Raw genomic sequence first — 17,000 nt, 5'->3', positions numbered from 1 at the left:
CCCGCTCTGGGAATTGCCCCCATTATCTATATATATGCGGCAAGGGCCCATTCAATGCCTCAAGGCAGTTCGACAGGGGCCCATGAAGACCCGCCGAGGACCCCGCGGCGCGGCCCACAAACAAGAAAGCCCGGGGGACTTTCCGAAGTGGACAGTCTCCCGGGCTTGACGGCTGACACAACGGTCTTTGCCATCGTTTCGCAAGGCGGAGATGAGGGTCCACCATGCGAGGAGGCAAGGTATTGCCTCCAGGGGGTGCCGTGGAAGTTTCATCTGCTGCACCGCGGCACTGAATGCCCATCGGCGGGAGAGTTCGCTTCGTCTGGCGATGCCTGAAATCAACAGGCAGACGAACCTTACCAAAGTCGGCCGCCGACCTCAACCCGGTTTTGCAATGGTGCGGTAAAAGCCGATTGAATTTGACACATGGCCGTCACCGGGCTGTGCTCGGCCGGGTAACCGCTTCGGGTGAAAAAGGGCAAAACCCTGTGTTTTCTACCAGATTTATCATGCTTTTTTAATCTAACAATTCTATTTGTTAGTATTGACTAGGTATTTGGTGACCTCCTAGAATCCGCCAGCCTCAAAAATGGCTAGTAAAAACCCCAACCCGCTGCCGAACCCGGCTAAGTCAACTCACGGCCCTCTTGCTTGTTGCAGGCCCTGAAATTGATGGCGTACCAATCCAGGTGATACGCCTGATCCTGCCAACCACCCGTGGTGGCAGGGCCTCAGGGAAGCGCCCCAGAAAGGAAGAGCTATGACAGCGTCAGGAAAAATTGTCTCCGGCGTGCGAACCTTCGCAGCCGACGTGACCGAAGGTTTTCTTGAAATCACCCACAGCAGCTTCGCCCTCATCGGGCTGACCGTTGCATTCGTCGTTATCGCCTTGAGCGCCCGGCCCGACCTGCGCCAGGCCGGAGAAGAAAAGCTCATGAACTGGCTGCAGGCGCGCCAGGTCGCCGTGCTGGGCATGCCCATCGAGCCCGAAGCGAGCGAGCGCGCCACGGCCGGCAACCCCAAGGACCTGCCCAAGGAGCAGGCTGCCGTGGCGTTCTGGCTGAGCAAGAAGTACCGCGTGGCCCCCGAGCCGCTGAGCGTGCTGGTGGCCGAGGCTTATGAGCTCGGCGCCCGCAACAAGCTCGACCCGACCCTGATCCTGGCCATCATGGCCATCGAGTCCAACTTCAACCCCTTTGCCCAAAGCTCCGTGGGTGCCCAGGGCCTGATGCAGGTGATGACCACCGTGCACACCGAGAAGTACCAGAACTTCGGCGGGCACTTCGCGGCCTTCGACCCGGTGACCAACCTGCGCGTGGGCGTGAAAGTGCTGCAGGAATGCATCGCCCGCGCCGGCTCGCTCGAAGGCGGCCTGCGCTACTACGTGGGCGCAGCCAACCTGCCCGACGACGGCGGCTACACCGCCAAGGTGCTGGCCGAGCATTTCCGCCTGCGCCAGGTGGCCGGCGGCCGCGGCATGCCGACCAACCCGCCCGCCACCCTGTCCACGCAGGCGCCGGTGCAATCGGTCCCCGCGTCGGTCAAGCTGCCGGAACCCGCCTCGCCTCCTGCCAATGGCAGCAGCGAGAAGGTGGCCTTGCTCTCTCAAGCCTCCTGAGATCGACATTCGTGGGGCGGCCGCGCTGCCTGGGATACACTACGCAGGTACGCAACTGGCGATAGGCGCAGCCCCGCAACCGGGCTGCCGCTGACGTGGAAACCGACAAGGGCTTGCCTCTTGTGAACCACTGGGGAGCGTGCCGCACGGGTGTCATGCCCGCCGCGTTCAGCCGTTCGCCTGGGCAGCCCTTGTTTCAAGGGACACAAGTTCATAGGACTGCCACACATGTACGACCGCAATATTCTTGTCGAACAAGCCGACCCCGAGTTGTTTGCCGCCATCACGGCCGAGAACGCCCGCCAGGAACACCACATCGAGCTGATCGCGAGCGAGAACTACGCCTCGCCCGCCGTGATGTGGGCCCAGGGCACCCAGCTGACCAACAAGTACGCCGAAGGCTACCCCGGCAAGCGCTACTACGGTGGCTGCGAGCACGTGGACGTGGCCGAGCAACTGGCCATCGACCGCGTCAAGAAGATCTTCGGCGCCGACGCCGCCAACGTGCAGCCGCACTGCGGCGCCTCCGCCAACGAGGCCGTGTTCCTGGCCTTCCTCAAGCCCGGCGACACCATCATGGGCATGAGCTTGGCCGAAGGCGGCCACCTGACGCACGGCATGCCGCTGAACATGTCGGGCAAGTGGTTCAACGTGGTCTCCTACGGCCTCGACGCCAACGAAGTGCTGGACTACGACGCCATGGAGAAGAAGGCGCACGAGACCCGCCCCAAGCTCATCATCGCCGGCGCTTCTGCCTACAGCCTGCACATCGACTTCGCGCGCTTTGCCAAGGTGGCCAAGGACGTGGGCGCGATCTTCATGGTGGACATGGCCCACTACGCCGGCCTGATCGCCGCGGGCGTGTACCCCAACCCCGTGCCCCATGCCGACGTGGTCACCAGCACTACCCACAAGAGCCTGCGCGGCCCGCGCGGCGGCATCATCCTGATGAAGGCCGAGCACGAGAAGGCCATCAACAGCGCCATCTTCCCCGGCCTGCAAGGCGGCCCGCTGATGCACGTCATCGCGGCCAAGGCCGTGGCCTTCAAGGAAGCACTGCAGCCCGGCTTCAAAGCCTACCAGGAGCAGGTGATCAAGAACGCCCAGGTCGTGGCCGAAACGCTGACCGCGCGCGGCCTGCGCATCGTCTCCGGCGGCACGCAAAGCCACGTGATGCTGGTCGACCTGCGCGCCAAGGGCATCACCGGCAAGGAAGCCGAGGCGGTGCTGGGCGCCGCCCACATGACGATCAACAAGAACGCCATCCCCAACGACCCTGAAAAGCCGATGGTGACCAGCGGCGTGCGCATCGGCACCCCCGCGATGACCACGCGCGGCTTCAAGGAAGAAGAAGCGCGCATCACCGCCAACCTGATCGCCGACGTGCTGGACAACCCGCGCGACGAGGCCAACATCGCCGCCGTGCGCGCCAAGGTGAATGCGCTGACCGCGCGCTTCCCGGTCTACGGCTGATCCGGCGCCGCCATGAAGTGCCCTTTTTGCAGCCACCAGGAAACGCAGGTCGTCGAAACCCGGGTGTCTGAAGAAGGGGACTTCATCCGCCGCAGGCGCCAGTGCGGTGCCTGCGACAAGCGCTTTACCACCTACGAACGGCCGGAAGTGAACTTCCCGGCCATCGTCAAGAAGGACGGCCGGCGCATCGAGTACGAACGCGGCAAGCTGCTCGGCTCCTTCAACCTGGCACTGCGCAAGCGCCCCGTGAGCACCACGCAGATCGACAGCGCCATCGAGCGCATCGAGGAAAAGCTGCTCAACCTGGGCCAGCGCGAAGTGCTCTCCAGCCGCATCGGCGAACTGGTGATGCGCGAGCTCAAGAAACTCGACAAGATCGCCTACATCCGCTTTGCAAGCGTCTACCGCAGCTTCGAGGACATCGACGACTTTCGCGCCATGGTCGACGAGGTGCGCAAGTAGCACCTGCGGTGCTCGGTCGCCAGCAGACTTTGCGCGGCTGGCCGACAATGCACGGGTGAAGACCCGCCATTTCCTGCAGCTCGTGCTGCTGTCTGCCCTGTGGGGCGCCTCCTTCCTTTTCATCCGTGTCGCGAGCCCCGTGCTCGGACCCAATGTCATGGCCGCCTTGCGCATTGGCCTGGCCACCCTCACGCTGATCTTCATCATGCGCGTGGCCGGCGAGCGCTGGCCCTGGCGCCACTGGCGCGAGCTGGTGGGGCTGGGTGCCCTCACGGTCGCCATCCCCTTCCTGCTGTACTCCTGGGCGGCGCTGTACCTGCCTGCAGGCTACAGCTCGCTGCTCAACACCATGGCCGTGCCCTTCAGCGTGATCGCTGCGGCCTGGCTCAAGGAAGACACGCTGAGCGCACGCAAGTGGATCGGTTGCATCTGCGGTTTCGCGGGCGTGGCGCTCATCGTGCAGCTCGGGCCTGTGGCGCCCACGCCGGCCCTGGTCATCGCGGCGCTGGCGTGCATGACGGCATCGGCCTGCTACGGTGTTTCCACCCCGTGGATGAAGCGCGCCACCACGCGCATGCCGCCCCTGGCGATTGCGGCCGGCATCCACGGCACGGCCCTGGTCATGCTGCTGCCCGGCGCGGCCTGGAGCCTGCCGGAGGCGCGGTTCACACCCACGGCCCTGGCCGCCGTGGCGGTCATGGGCATCGTCACCTCGGGCCTGGCCTACTGGCTCAACCTGCGCGTGCTCAGCCAGGTCTCGCCCGTGGCGGCCATGAGCAGCGCCTTCATGATCCCGCTGTTCGGCGTGGCCTGGGGCCATCTGTTCCTGGGCGAAGCCCTGGGCCCGGGCATGCTCTGGGGCGGCCTGCTGGTGCTGGTGGCCACGGGCCTGGTGACCGGGTTCAACCCGCTGCGCTGGCTGGGCGCCGGATCGCGCTCGTAGGATATCGCCTACAGGCCTGTTCGCCCAGGTCCGTGGCGGCGAAAGGCCCGGGCTGCCGACAATGGCGGCATGGACCCGCAGCCGCAGCCGACCGTCGCCACATCCCTTCCCACCCACCGCGCCCCGCTGCAGCCCGAGCAGCCCCCACCCCAGCACGCCTGGCAGTTCTTTCGTGCCGGCGGCGTGGACCAGGTCATCATCCAGAGCGGCGCAGACATCGCCCACCTCGCAGAACTCGACCAGAAGCTCTGGGTGGCCCTGGCCTGCCCCACGCGCGGCATCGAGTTCGACGAGCGCACGCTGGACCTGATCGATACCGACAAGGACGGCCGCATCCGCCCGCCCGAACTGCTGGCCGCCTGCGCCTGGGCCTGCGCACAGCTGCGCAGCCCGGACGAGCTGGCCCGCCCCGGCGATAGGCTGGAGATCAGCGCCATCGACGACCGCACCGAAGAAGGCGCCGCGCTGGCCGCAGAGGCCCGGCGCCTGCTGGCCATGGCCGGCCGGCCCGAGGCCACGGAGATCGCGCTGGCCGACGTACTCGAACGCAGCCAGCAGTTGAGTGCCCTGCGCTTCAATGGCGACGGCATCATCACGGTGGACACCGCAGGCAAGGACGACAGCGTGGCGCGCGAGGCCATCGCGCACATCATCACCACGCACGGCAGCATCGCGCCCACCACCGACAAGCAATTGCCCGGCATCGACCGCCAACGCGCCGAGGCCTTCTTTGCAGAGCTGAACAAGCTCAGGGCCTGGGCCGCCCAGGCGCGCGATGCCACCACCGGCCTGGCCCTGGGGGACCGCACGCTGGCCGCCACCGAGGCCATGAATGCCGTGGCGGCCAAGGTGGAGGACTTCTTTGCCCGCACCCGCCTGGCGGCCTACGACCCGCGCGCCGCCACGGCACTGAACCCCTCGCTCGACGGGTACAGCGCCATGGCCGGCCAGGACCTGGGCCTGGCCTCGCCGGCCATCACCACGCTGCCCCTGGCCCCCATCAGCCCTGGCGGCGCCCTGCCCCTTCGGCACGGCGTGAACCCGGCCTGGGCCAAGGCCCTGCGCAACTTCCGCGAGCGCACGGTGGAGCCCCTGCTGGAGCGCAGCCAGGCCGAAAGCCTGACGCAGGACGAATGGCAGTTGATCCAGAAGTCGCTGGCGCCCTGCCAGCAGTGGTTGGCCGACCGCCCCGCCACGCGCCTCGATGCGCTGGACGAAGACGTGCGCGAGGCCCTGCTGGCAGGCGACGCCGAGCAGCGCGTGATGGCCCTGATCGGCGAAGACGAGGCCGAGCAGGCCCACAACGAGCAGGCACAGGGGCTGGAGAAGCTCTTGCGTTTCAAGCGCGACCTGCTGGAGCTGCTCAACAATTTCGTCTCGTTCTCGGCCTTCTACCAGCGCCGGGGCGCCATCTTCCAGGCCGGCACCCTGTACCTGGATGCGCGCAGCTGCGACCTGGTGGTGCAGGTGCCCGACGCCGCGCGCCACGCCAAGCTCGCCGGCTTGGCCAAGACCTACCTGGCCTACTGCGACTGCACGCGCAAAGGCCAGAAGATGGGCATCGTCGCGGCATTCACCGCGGGCGACGTGGATTTCCTCTTCGTGGGCCGCAACGGCGTGTTCTACGACCGCGACGGCAACGACTGGGATGCCACCATCACCCGCACCATCGAGAACCCCACGAGCATCCGCCAGGCCTTCTTCTCACCGTACAAGAAGTTCGTGCGCATGATCGAAGAACAGGTGGCCAAGCGCGCATCGGCCAGCGATGCGCGCGCACAGAAGTCATTGGGCACGGCCGCCAGCACCCTGGCCAGCACCGATCTCAAGACGGTGGGCACCAACGCCAGCAGCGTGACCGTGCCCGGCACCCCGCGCCGCACCGACGTGGGCACGGTGGCGGCCATCGGCGTGGCGCTGGGGAGCATCAGCGCGGTGCTGGTGGGCATCTTCGGCAAGTTCGTGGACCTGGGGGTGTGGATACCGCTGGCCCTGATCGGCATCGTGCTGGCGATCTCGGGGCCGAGCATGCTGATCGCGTGGCTCAAGCTGCGCCAGCGCAGCCTGGGGCCGATCCTGGATGCCAGTGGCTGGGCGATCAATGGGCGCATGCGGGTGAACACCCGGTTGGGGGGATCCCTGTCGCAGGTGGCCAGGGTGCCGGCCAATGCACGGCGCATGCTCGATGATCCGTTTGCGGAGTCCAAGAGCCCTGTGTGGGTGGCTTTGGGCGTGTTGGTTGCCGTGGTTGTAGTGGGGTTTGTGGCGTGGCGGGCGCATTGGCTGGATCGGTGGGTGCCGCAGATGACGGTGACGCCACCGATGGATGCACCGGCTGGTGCACCTGCGTCGGCGCCGGCTGCTTCGGTGGCTGCGCCCGCGCGTTGAGGTTTCAGGTTTCTTTTCAGCTGCGGGCGTGTGTTGAGGGCGGAGGCCGGGATGTGCGCCCGGCGGCGCACCCACCTTCTTTTGCGTCGCCAAAAGAAGGTGGGCCAAGAAAAGGCGACCCCCAGTCTGCGTCCCTTCGCTTCGCTGCGGGCAACCTGCGATGCTCGTTCCTGGGGTGGCGTCGCAGAACTCGCTGCGTTCTTCGAACTCCGCTCAAACAGCTGCGACGAGTCAGATCACGAAGTGCGTGTGTCCTTCGGCACACGCACCCACCCCAGGCCCTGCGCTTCTCGGCGCAGCCAGAAGGGGTGGGGAGCGGGGTCCGCACGGCTGCTGCTTCGCAGCTACGCCTGGGGTCGGGGACGCGCGCGGTGCGCGCTGCCGACGAGACTGGCGCGATCGTTCCACCCAGGCCAAGCGCAGCGAGGCAGTTGGGGCCGAGCGAAGCAATGGCCCGTATGGAGCCCGCTCCCACCCCCTTCTGACCGTGCCGAGAAGCGCAGGGCCTGGGGTGAGCGCGTGCCGAAGGACACGCGCATCGTCATCTGGCTCGCCGAAGCTGTTTGACCGCAGCTGCCTCGCAGAGGCAGCGCAGGGAGTTCTTCGGCGTCACCCCAGGACCGAGCATCGCAGGCTGCCCCCCTCGCCCACCGGGCGAGGGGGACACGGGCAGCGGGGTCGCCTTCTCTTTGGTGACTTTCTCTTGGCGACTCAAGAGAAAGTTACTGCGCCGCCGGGCGCACATCCCGGCCTCCGCCCTCAACCAAAGCACGCAGCAAACACAATCAACGAAGCAAGCTCACCCCCGCACAGCACCCCGCAACAAATCCGCCACCTTCATCCTCTCCAACCCCGCACTATTCCAAAACGACCCCAAACTCTCCACCCGCTCCAACAGCAACTTCTCCACCAACGGCTCAGCCGAAGTAGCCAAAGGATCCACCAGCAGCAAATACCGCGGCTCGGCCACATCCGCCGCATCGGGGTCGCTCGTGGCATCGTTGATCTGCCCGACCCAATCGAGAGACAGCAGCGCATCGAGCACCGGCTCAAGCTGCAGCACATCAAGCCGCAGCAGCAGTGCCAGTTCGCTCGCGCGCAGCCCCTTCTGCACATGGCGGCGCGCCAGGTACAGCTCCTGCAGCACCTCCACCGCCAGCTGGAAGGTCCACCCCGCCACCGTGCCGCGCCGGGCCACCCCGGCCAGCAGGCTGGGCAGGTACGCCGTGACCACCGCGCCCAGCAGCACGATGACCCAGGCCACATAGATCCACACCAGCAGGATCGGCAAGGTCGCGAAGGCGCCGTACACCACCGAGTAGGTCGGCACATTGCTCAGGTAGATCGCCAGCACGCGCTTGGCCAGCTCGATGCAGACGGCGACGAACAGCCCGCCGGCCCAGGCGTGGCGCCACTTGACCGGGGTGTTGGGCACGTAGTGGTACAGCGCCGCCATGCAGCCGGCGAGCACGAAGAACTGGATCGAATCGAACAGCAACTGCACGCCGCTGGGCAGCGCCTTCACCAGCCCGCCCGATGCCGACATGACGTACGAGGTGAGCGCCAGGCTCACACCCAGCAGCAGCGGGCCCAGGGTGATCACGGCCCAGTAGATCAGCACCCGCTGGCCCAGGGGGCGCAGGCGGCGCACGCGCCAGATGTCGTTGAGCGTGCGGTCCATGGTGAGGATCAGGGCCAGCGCCGTGGCCAGCAAAATGCTGAAGCCCGCCACGCCCAGGCTGCTGGCCTTGGCGGCAAACTGCGTGAGGTAGCCCAGCACCTGGCGCGAGATGCTGTCGGGCACCAGGCTGTCCACTAGCCAGCGCTGCAGCACGTCCTGCACCTTGCCGAAGATGGGAAACGCGGTGAACACCGCCAGCGCCACCACGAAGAAGGGCACCAGCGCCAGTGTGGTGGTGAAGGTCAGGCTGCTGGCCGTCAGGCCCAGGTGGTCCTCGCGAAAGCGCTCGCGCAGGGTCAGGGCCGTCGTTTTCCAGGGGAAATGCGACAGCTGCGTGATCAGCGCTTCGATGCGCGAGGCTACAGTCTGCAAGGTCAAGGGCATGGCCGATATGATCCTAGGCCCGGCAAGGGACCCCAGGGGGTGTGAAAACGCTGCACCGCATGAATGCGGGCAGGCGACATACACCGCGCATTGTGGGCCCAAGCGCGCGGCGGGCCGCAAGCACAATGGCAATGGAACGCCCACCGAGCCCGCCCGCCGCACCGAACCGACCCAACCGATTTTTTGGCCTCTGCGCCACCCACCGACTGCCAACTGCTGCGCCGCCACCGATGACTGCTCCCCTCCCCGTCTCCGACCACGCCATTGCCGCCACCCGCTGGGTGGCCACCGGCAGCGTGATGGCGCTGATCGCGCTGTGCCTGGCCTGGGAGCTGGTGCTGGCCCCCCTGCGCCCCGGCGGCTCGTGGATCGCGCTGAAGGCGCTGCCGCTGTGCATTCCGCTGGCCGGCCTGCTCAAGAACCGCATGTACACCTACCGCTGGGTGAGCCTGGTGATCTGGCTGTACTTCACCGAGGGCGTGGTGCGCGGCTGGGGCGACCAGCCGCCGTCGCAGTGGCTGGCCTGGGCCGAGGTGCTGCTGTGCCTGGTGCTCTTCACGGCCTGCACGCTGCACGTGCGGCTGCGCCAGCGCAATGCCAAGGCCATGGCGGCCGCCAAAGAACTGCAGGAAGGGCAGGCGCCGTCGCTCGCCGCCTGACACGATGCCAGCCCCAACCGACAATCCCCCCATCACGCTGCAATGCCCTGGCGCCTGCGCCGGGCAGCAGCCCTGACCGCCGTAGACGAAAGGCCAACGACATGACCACCCCCCTCCTCGACACCCTGCGCACCCTCGTCGGCCCGGCCCACGTGCTGACCGATGGCGATCTGACCGCCTGGGAGCAGGACTGGCGCCGCCGCGTGCGCGGCAAGGCCTTGGCGGTGGTGCGCCCCGCCAGCACGCAGGAGGTGGCCGCCGTGGTCAAGGCCTGCGCCGCGGCCGGCACGGCCATCGTGCCACAGGGTGGCAACACCGGCCTGGCGGTGGGCTCCACGCCCGACGACAGCGGCACGCAGGTGGTGCTGAGCCTCACGCGCATGAACGCCGTGCGCAGCATCGACACCGACAACCTGACCATGACGGTGGAGGCCGGCTGCATCCTGCAGAACCTGCAGGACGTGGCGCAGAACGCGGGCGTGCTGTTCCCGCTGTCGCTCGCAGCCGAGGGCAGCTGCACCATCGGCGGCAACCTGGGCACCAACGCCGGTGGCACGCAGGTGGTGCGCTACGGCAATGCGCGCGACCTGTGCCTGGGCCTGGAAGTCGTCACCGCGCAGGGCGAGGTGTGGGACGGCCTCAAGGGCCTGCGCAAGGACAACACCGGCTACGACCTGCGCGACCTGTTCATCGGCAGCGAAGGCACGCTGGGCATCATCACCGCCGCCACGCTCAAGCTCTACCCCGAGCCTGCGGCGCGCCTGACGGCCTGGGCTGCCGTGCCTTCCATGGAGCATGCCGTGGCCCTGCTCGGCCTGGCGCACAAGCACCTGGGCGCAGGCCTCACGGGCTTCGAGGTCATGGGCCAGTTCGCGCTGAGCCTGGTGGGCAAGCACATGCCGCAGCTGCGCGTGCCCTTCCTGGGCGACGAGAACGCGCCCTGGTGCGTGCTGCTCGAAAACTCCGACAGCGAATCCGAAGAACACGCGCGCAGCCGCTTCGAGGCGCTGCTGGAGACGGCCTTCGAGGCCAGCTGCGTGACCGACGCAGTGGTCGCCGAGAACCTCACGCAGGCGCAGCAGCTGTGGCACATCCGCGAGAACATTCCCCTGGCGCAGGCCGAAGAGGGGCTGAACATCAAGCACGACATCTCCATCCAGATTTCGCGCATCCCCGCCTTCGTGGCCCACACCGACGCCGTGCTGCGCCGCGAGATCCCCGGCGTGCGCCTGGTGAACTTCGGCCACCTGGGCGACGGCAACCTGCACTACAACGTGCAGGCCCCCGTGGAAGGCGACCCCAAGGCCTTCCTGCGCGACCATGAGGAGCATGTGCACCAGCTGGTGTACGACGCGGTGGCCGAGTTCGGCGGATCCTTCTCGGCCGAGCACGGCATCGGCGAGCTCAAGGCCGACAAGCTCGAGAAGTACCAGTCGCCCGTGGCCCTGTCGATGATGCGCGCCGTCAAGCAGGCGCTCGATCCGCAGGGCATCATGAACCCTGGGCGCGTGCTCAACCGCTGAGTGCCCATCCCCTTGCAGGAGCCCCGCATGACTGCTGCCCCGGCGTCCGTCCGCTCCGTCACGGAAGACGACTACGCCGCCTGGCGCCCGCTCTGGGACGGCTACAACGCCTTCTATGGGCGCTTTGGCGCCACGGCCCTGCCCGAGCACATCACGGCGAGCACCTGGCAGCGCTTCCTCGATCCCGTCGAGCCGATGCACTGCCTGGTGGCGCAAGAGGAAGGCAGCGGTGCGCTGCTGGGCCTGGCCCACTGCGTGTACCACCGCAGCATGACGCGCATCGAGCCCGTCTGCTACCTGAGCGACCTGTTCACCCGCGAGGCCGCGCGCGGGCGTGGCGTCGGCCGCCTGCTGATCGAAGCGGTGTACGAACAGGCCCGCACAGCCGGCTCCTCGCGCGTGTATTGGCAGACGCATGAGGGCAATGCGGCAGGTCGCTTGCTGTACGACAAGGTGGCCAGACACCACGGGTTCATCGTCTACGCGAAAGAGCTTTGACGCACCCTGGTTCTTGCCTCCAAACGTAAGCGCTGCAAGCGCCGGAAAAACCTTGCAGCAATACGGCCCGTAAGGCCAAAACAGGTCCGCCGCAGTGGTCCAATCAGCGCCCTTTTCGCTGCTTTGACACCCTGTTTTGAATCTGCTTTCTTCCTGGCCCCGCGCCGCGCGTGGGGCCACGGCCCTGGCGCTGGTCCTTGGCGCCGCCGCTCCCTCCCTCGCCCGCACTCCCTCCACCTTTCTCGACAGCATCCCCGGCCTGCGCAGCGCGCAGCCCAGCGGCTTCGTGCATTGCCCGCAGTTCTTCGTGGGCGGCAAGCCGCCGCCGGTGCCGCGCCGCGCCCAGCAGCGCGAGCTGTGCTACGAGGCCTTTGCCGTGCTGCACAGTGGCGAAACGCGCACCCCCGTCTACGTGGCCCAGCGCCTGAACCGCCAGGTGCTGGAAGGCGCCGACGAAAAGCGCTCGAACAAGTTCTTCGCCGATGCCCGCCTGCCCCGGGGCGAACGCGCCGAGCTCGACGACTACAAGCGCTCGGGCTACAGCCGCGGGCACATGGCACCGGCGGCGGACATGTCCACCCCCACGGCCATGGCGCAAAGCTTCTCGCTGGCCAACATGGTGCCGCAGGACCCCAGGCAGAACGGCGGCCCCTGGGCCCGCATCGAGCAGGACACGCGGCGCTACGTGCTGCGCGCCCGGGGCGATGTGTACGTGATCACCGGCCCGGTCTTTACGCAGGGCAGCCCCGCCATCGGGGTCAACAAGGTGCGCGTGCCGGCCTACCTGTTCAAGCTGGTGTACGACGCCAGCACGCAGCGCGCCTGGGCGCACTGGCAGGCCAACCGCGAGGGCGAGCGCGCGGGCCCGCCCATCAGCTACCAGGAGTTGGTAAAGCGGACGGGGGTGGAGTTTCTGCCGACCTTGGCGGCGCCGCATTGACGCCAGGGACTGTCGCAATGGAACGGCGGCACATCCCCCCTTGAGAAGGCCCAGCGAATTTCAACGCCGGGGTGAGGGACGGCCAGCCGTGGCAAGCGGCCATCCAGCCCCAGGCAAGGCGGCGCGATCCCGAAAATAGCACTCACCGGCCCTCAAGGGGACGGCGCAGGCAAGCGGGTCGAGTTCGACAACGATGGCTTCGCGTTCACCGAGCGGGCCGGTGGTGGTCTAAGGGCAGCGGCTGCCGGACATTGCTTCGCACTTCGCCATCGGGATGGACGGATGCTTGCGTTGCCTGCATGGGCTTCGCCCCCATGCAGGCAGCGGGGAGATTCAGCCCGGATTTCAGGCTTTCTCCAGGACAGCGACCTGGCGCACGCCCATGGATTCCAGGGCATCGGCCACCGCCTCCACGGCACCGGGAATGCCAGCTTCGCCGAAGTGACCAATGCAGCCTACGCGGAACGTCTCGAGCTGCGTGAGTTTGCCGGGATAGAGGATGTAGCCACGCTTTTTGACCTCCTGGTAGAACGCCTTGAACTCGTAGGCCGGGTCGGCCGGCGCATGGAAAGTGACGATGATCGGCGCCTGGATGGCCGGGTCGAGAAACGGGCGAAAACCCAATTCCGCCATTCCATCGATCAGCGCCTTGCAGTTGCGCGCGTAGCGTCCGCCGCGCGCCGAGAGCCCACCCTCTTCCAGGTACTGGGTGATCGCCGCGTCCAGCGCGGCCACGACATGGGTCGGTGGCGTAAAGCGCCATTGCGTGGTCTTTTCCATGTAGACCCATTGGTCATAGAGGTCCATGCTCAGGGAGTGGCAGTTGCCCTCGCATCGCTCCAGAACACTGCGCTTGACGATGACGAAGCCCATGCCGGGAACGCCTTCGAGGCATTTGCCGGATGCGGCGACGACTGCGTCGAAGGGCGTCTGGCGGGCATCGATCTCCAGTGCGCCAAAGGAGCTCATCGCATCGATGATCAAGCCACGCCCATGCTTGGCCACGACCATGGCGATTTCATGCAGGGGGTTGAGAACGCCGGTTCCGGTTTCGCAATGCACCACGGCGACGTGGGTGATGCTTGGGTCGGCAGCCAGGGCACGGTCCACATCGGCGGGGGATACCTGCCTGTCTTCCGTGTAGTCGATGGTGCTGACCTTGCGGCCGATCACCTTGCAGATCTTGGCCAGGCGCTGGCAGTACGCGCCGTTGTTCGGCACGAGCACATGGCCGTCGCGCGGAACGACGGTACCGATAGCGGCCTCCACGGAGAAGGTTCCGCTTCCCTGCAAGGGCACGCACTCGTGCGTGCCCGTGCCATGCACGATCTCCAGAACGTTCTTGCGGATGCGCGCGGTGATCTGGTTGAAGTCCGCATCCCACGACCCCCAGTCGCGCAGCATGGCCTGGCGCGTGCGGTCAGAGGTGGTGAGAGGGCCGGGGGTCAGCAGGATGGGGGCGGTGGTGGGGCTCATGGTTTGTCTCCAGGGCGGGGGAAGGGAACCGGGGTTGGGAGGTGAGGGTCAGCTGCGGGCCAGGTTGCGCCAGGCCTGGGTGCGTGACAACAGCACGCGCGTGAGCAGTGAATAGGCAATGCACACCAGCGTCGAGGTGATCACGATCAGGCTGGCCAGTGCCGACGCGGGGCCGATGTCGCCGGCATCGTCCAGGTGCATGATCGCCACCGAGGCGAGGATGGTCTCGGGCGTGTAGAGAAAGATCGCGCACGACAGGCTGGCCATCGACACCACAAAGAAGTAGCGCCCTATATCGAGAATGGCCGGCAGGCACACGGGCACGGTCACGCGCATGAAGGTCTTGAAGAAGGGGACCTTGAGCGACGCCGACACGGCCTCGAACTCGTTGTCCAGCTGCTTGAGCGCCGTGATGGCGGTGAGGTGGCTGGAGGTGTAGTAGTGGACGACCATCGAGATGACCAGGATCGCCATCGTCTGGTACAAAAAGTTCAGCGGATTGGCGGGGTGATTGAAGAACATCACATAGCCCAGCCCGAGCACCAGGCCCGGCACGGCCATGGACAGCACGGCCATCAGGTGCATGGCGGGCCGCATCAGGCCGAGGTCGCGCGTCTTCTCGATCAGGTAGGCGCCCACGAAGACGATCAGCGAGCCGGCCACCGCGGTGACCATGGCAACCAGCAGGCTGTTGCCGTAGGCGGCCGCCATGTCGCTCTCGATCAGCACGAAGTGGTAGTGCTTCATCGTGAACGAAAGGTCATAGGGCCACAGCGAAATCACCGAGGTGTAGATCGCCATGCCGATGGTGGCCAGAAGCAGCACGCAGACTACCGTGCAGAACAAGGTCAGCAGCGCATCCGCCAGCCGGCGCCGCTTGGGGCTGTAGGGCACCGAGCGGGCCGTGAGCTGCGCCTTGAGCTTGCGCCGCACCACGTAGTCGATGACGAAGGAGATGACCGACGGAATCAGCAGCAGCATGCCGACCACCGCACCGATGGAGAAGTTGTGCTGCCCCACGACCTGCTTGAAAACGTCCACCGACAGCACGTTGAAGTTGCCACCGATCACCTTGGGCGCACCGAAATCGCTGATCACGTAGGTGAAGACCACGGTGGCGGCACTGATGAGACCGTACTTGCACGAGGGCAAGGTGATGGTCATGAACTGGCGCAAGGGGCGGGTACGCAGCGCAGCGGCGGCCTCGTACAGCCGGCCATCGGCGAGCGACAGGGCCGTGACCAGAATCATCAGGGCATGCGGAAACGTGTTGTAGACCTCGGCGAGGATGATCCCCGGGGCTCCGTAGATGGACATGCCGCCGAGCAGGAACTTGAGCGCGCCCTGGTTTCCGAACCACTGCACGAACGATATGGCCGAGAGCAGTGAAGGCGCCAGCAAAGGGATCAGCGCGATGAGCCGAAAGACCGCCTTGAGTGGCGCCGGGATGCTGCTGCGCGTCAGCGCGTAGGCGAACACGAAGGCCAGAGGCACGGAGATCGCCACCACGGCGGCCGACACCCAGATCGAGTTCCACGCCGCGCTCAGAAGGCTGGGGGTCTTGAAGTAGGTGATGAAGTGGGCGAGGCCGACGAAGCGGCCACTCTTGTCCTGCACGGCCTGCGCCAGGATGGTCAGCAGCGGGGCCACCAGAAAGACCAGCAGCATGGCCATCACCGCCAGCAGGACGGCCCGCGCGATGGTCTCGTCACGGCTCCAGCGCAACAGGGGCTGCCGGTGGGGTGCCGCCATGGCGGCGGAGGGGCGGGACAGTGCGGTCATGGCCCGGGCCTGCGCGCAGAAAAGGCACGGATGCGGTTGGCACGCAGGGCAATGTCGATGGTGTTGCCTTCGCGGATGCCCAGGTCATGGAGCTGGTTGAGGGAAAAGTGCAGTCCCAGCGTCTGCCCATGCAGCGCATCGGCCGTGACCTCGGCAATGCACAGCCCACCCAGGAACTCGACCTTGGTGACCAGCACCTGCAGCCGGTTGGCGGTGGTGTGGTCCAGGTGCTCGACCGCACGGTCCTCGGGGCGCAAATAGAGATTCACGTCTTCGCCCGGCTCGAACCTGCCATCGCAGGCGCTGCACTCCAGCTCCATGTCCCCCACCTGGAAACGCTGGTTCCCCAGCGCCACGGAGCGCAACACGTTGACCTTGCCGACGAAATCCGCCACGAAGGGGGTGGCGGGACGTTCGTAGATGTCCATCGGTGTGCCGACCTGCTCGATCACCCCATGGTTCATGACCACGATGCGGTCCGCCATGGACAGTGCTTCCTCCTGGTCGTGCGTGACCATGATGGTGGTGATGCCCACCTGCTTTTGCAGTCGGCGGATCTCTCCACGCAGCCGGATGCGCTCCAGGGCGTCAAGTGCCGACAGCGGCTCGTCCAGCAACAGCAGGCCGGGGCGCGTGGCCAGGGCCCGGGCCAGCGCCACGCGCTGCTGCTGTCCGCCAGAGAGCTGGCTGGGGTACTTGTGGCCAGAGGTCGGCAGGCCCACGAGTTTCAGCAACTCCTCGACACGTGCCTTGATTTCCGCCTTCCTGGCGCGGCTGTTGACCAGGCCATAGCCCACGTTTTCGGCAATCGAAAGGTTGGGAAAGAGGGCGTACGACTGGAAGACGATTCCATAGTCCCGGCCATCCGGGGGCAGCCAGGAGACGTCCTTGCCGTCCTGCAGGATTTGCCCGGAGGTCTGCGTTTCCAAGCCCGCGATGATGCGCAGCAGCGTGGTCTTGCCGCAGCCCGAGGGGCCCAGGAAGCACAGCATCTCGCCCTTGTTGACACGCAGGTGCACGTCGCGCAGCGCGCTGAAGGTTTCAAAATCCTTGCGAACGCCCACGATCTCGAGCGCGGCAGGGGGCGCGGCCGGCGGTATCTGGCCGGCGATGAATCGGGTATCGGTCATGTCCATGTTTCGCACTCGTGGTTGTGGGGCTGCAGACAGCGCC

At 66.6% G+C, this 17,000-nt stretch carries 13 protein-coding genes and 1 riboswitch; of the genes, 9 read left to right on the top strand and 4 right to left on the bottom strand.

Going from position 1 to position 17,000, the window contains the following annotated elements; all coding sequences use genetic code 11:
* Nucleotides 1-760 precede the first annotated feature (760 nt).
* From U5N23_RS26695 to U5N23_RS26675, 5 genes are all read left to right on the top strand, one after another.
* Nucleotides 761-1,618, top strand: a complete 858-nt coding sequence (locus U5N23_RS26695; protein WP_322595732.1) for a lytic transglycosylase domain-containing protein — start codon at nt 761-763, stop codon at nt 1,616-1,618.
* Between the two features lie 41 nt (nt 1,619-1,659).
* Nucleotides 1,660-1,811: riboswitch (ZMP/ZTP riboswitch) on the top strand.
* Between the two features lie 35 nt (nt 1,812-1,846).
* Nucleotides 1,847-3,091, top strand: a complete 1,245-nt coding sequence (gene glyA / locus U5N23_RS26690; protein ID WP_322595731.1) for a serine hydroxymethyltransferase — start codon at nt 1,847-1,849, stop codon at nt 3,089-3,091.
* Between the two features lie 12 nt (nt 3,092-3,103).
* Nucleotides 3,104-3,553: a transcriptional regulator NrdR gene (gene nrdR / locus U5N23_RS26685; RefSeq protein WP_007856647.1), complete on the top strand. Its 450-nt coding sequence runs from the start codon at nt 3,104-3,106 to the stop codon at nt 3,551-3,553.
* Between the two features lie 55 nt (nt 3,554-3,608).
* The gene (locus tag U5N23_RS26680) at nt 3,609-4,496 is read left to right on the top strand and encodes a DMT family transporter (RefSeq protein WP_322595730.1); all 888 of its coding nucleotides are present in this window, start codon (nt 3,609-3,611) and stop codon (nt 4,494-4,496) included.
* A gap of 69 nt (nt 4,497-4,565) precedes the next feature.
* A complete protein-coding gene (locus U5N23_RS26675) occupies nt 4,566-6,884 on the top strand; it encodes a hypothetical protein (RefSeq protein WP_322595729.1) in 2,319 nt (772 codons plus the stop codon).
* Nucleotides 6,885-7,683: 799 nt separating this feature from the next.
* Here the strand turns inward: U5N23_RS26675 and U5N23_RS26670 are convergent.
* Nucleotides 7,684-8,949: a YihY family inner membrane protein gene (locus U5N23_RS26670; RefSeq protein WP_322595728.1), complete on the bottom strand. Its 1,266-nt coding sequence runs from the start codon at nt 8,947-8,949 to the stop codon at nt 7,684-7,686.
* 230 nt (nt 8,950-9,179) lie between these two features.
* Between U5N23_RS26670 and U5N23_RS26665 the strand changes: the two genes are divergently transcribed.
* From U5N23_RS26665 to U5N23_RS26650, 4 genes are all read left to right on the top strand, one after another.
* The gene (locus tag U5N23_RS26665) at nt 9,180-9,608 is read left to right on the top strand and encodes a DUF2069 domain-containing protein (protein WP_322595727.1); all 429 of its coding nucleotides are present in this window, start codon (nt 9,180-9,182) and stop codon (nt 9,606-9,608) included.
* Between the two features lie 101 nt (nt 9,609-9,709).
* Entirely contained in the window at nt 9,710-11,131 is a 1,422-nt protein-coding gene (locus U5N23_RS26660; RefSeq protein WP_322595726.1) for an FAD-binding oxidoreductase, read from the top strand.
* A 27-nt stretch (nt 11,132-11,158) separates the two neighbouring features.
* Nucleotides 11,159-11,629 (top strand): GNAT family N-acetyltransferase, encoded by a 471-nt coding sequence (locus U5N23_RS26655; RefSeq protein WP_322595725.1) that lies wholly within the window; start codon nt 11,159-11,161, stop codon nt 11,627-11,629.
* A gap of 250 nt (nt 11,630-11,879) precedes the next feature.
* Nucleotides 11,880-12,569: a DNA/RNA non-specific endonuclease gene (locus tag U5N23_RS26650; RefSeq protein ID WP_322595802.1), complete on the top strand. Its 690-nt coding sequence runs from the start codon at nt 11,880-11,882 to the stop codon at nt 12,567-12,569.
* A gap of 345 nt (nt 12,570-12,914) precedes the next feature.
* Here the strand turns inward: U5N23_RS26650 and U5N23_RS26645 are convergent, their stop codons facing one another.
* From U5N23_RS26645 to U5N23_RS26635, 3 genes are read right to left on the bottom strand one after another with little or no spacing between them, the layout of a single operon-like run.
* Entirely contained in the window at nt 12,915-14,045 is a 1,131-nt protein-coding gene (locus U5N23_RS26645; protein ID WP_322595724.1) for a 2-aminoethylphosphonate--pyruvate transaminase, read from the bottom strand.
* 48 nt (nt 14,046-14,093) lie between these two features.
* The gene (locus U5N23_RS26640) at nt 14,094-15,827 is read right to left on the bottom strand and encodes a putative 2-aminoethylphosphonate ABC transporter permease subunit (RefSeq protein WP_322595723.1); all 1,734 of its coding nucleotides are present in this window, start codon (nt 15,825-15,827) and stop codon (nt 14,094-14,096) included.
* A complete protein-coding gene (locus tag U5N23_RS26635) occupies nt 15,824-16,963 on the bottom strand; it encodes a putative 2-aminoethylphosphonate ABC transporter ATP-binding protein (RefSeq protein ID WP_322595722.1) in 1,140 nt (379 codons plus the stop codon). The genes U5N23_RS26640 and U5N23_RS26635 overlap by 4 nt, the downstream gene beginning before the upstream one ends.
* Nucleotides 16,964-17,000: the final 37 nt, after the last annotated feature.

The sequence above is a fragment of the Acidovorax sp. genome (genome assembly GCF_034519795.1).
GTDB lineage: Bacteria > Pseudomonadota > Gammaproteobacteria > Burkholderiales > Burkholderiaceae_C > Acidovorax.
The sequence above is the reverse complement of the archived record's forward strand: the minus strand, read 5'-3'. Positions and strand labels throughout refer to the sequence as shown.